This window comes from Xanthomonas sp. SHU 308, assembly GCF_000364645.1.
In the GTDB taxonomy this organism is placed as follows: Bacteria; Pseudomonadota; Gammaproteobacteria; order Xanthomonadales; family Xanthomonadaceae; genus Xanthomonas_A; species Xanthomonas_A sontii.
The window spans coordinates 1-743 of sequence record NZ_AQOK01000460.1 but is presented as its reverse complement, the minus strand read 5'-3'; the positions used below and the strand labels follow the sequence as shown (position 1 = coordinate 743).

Genomic DNA, 743 nt, shown 5'->3' with positions numbered 1-743 from the left:
GGGATGTCGAAGACCATCACGTCGCGGCCCAGCCGCTATGAATTGACCCAGAGCCAATGGGAGCGGATCGAAGACTTGCTTCCAGGCAAAGCCAGTGACCCGGGCCGCACAGCAGCCGACAACCGGACTTTCGTCAATGGCGTGCTGTGGGTGTTGCGCTCCGGCGCACGCTGGAGTGATCTGCCGCCGCGCTACGGGGCCTACAAAAGCGTGCACAAACGCTTTACCCGTTGGGCCGCCAAGGGCGTCTGGGAGCGGATTTTCCAGAGCCTGACTCGGGCTCGAGACAACGAGTACCTGATGATCGATAGCAGCATCGTCCGGGCGCATGCACAGGCGGCGACCGGAAAAGGGGGGCTTCGGACTCGGCTCTGGGGCGCTCCCGAGGAGGCCTGAGCACAAAGATCCACTTGGCCGTGGATAGCCAGGGCCGGCCGGTGCGGGTCGTGCTGACAGGTGGGCAGCGTAACGACATCACGCAGGCGCGCGCCTTGTTGGCCGGGTTCAAGCCGAAATATGTGCTGGCCGACAAGGGCTATGACAGTCGGGAACTGGTGGCGTTGATCAGGTCACGAGGCGCCAAGGCGGTGATCCCTCCACGCAGTTGCCAGCGGCCGCGCCGCTACGACAAAGCACGCTACCGGTTACGCAATCGCATCGAACGTTGCTTCGCCAAGCTCAAGCAGTTCCGCCGTATCGCCACGCGCTTCGATCGCAAGCCAACGCATTTCTTGGCTTTCCTG

General features: G+C 63.1%; 1 protein-coding gene. It reads left to right on the top strand.

From position 1 onward, the window contains the following. Nucleotides 1-3 precede the first annotated feature (3 nt). Nucleotides 4-743 (top strand): IS5 family transposase gene (locus D588_RS26730; RefSeq protein WP_087963681.1). Its coding sequence is split into 2 segments (ribosomal slippage), with 741 coding nucleotides annotated over them: nucleotides 4-364 and nucleotides 364-743; the frame shifts between segments, so codons are not numbered across the junction. This gene is flagged as partial in the annotation.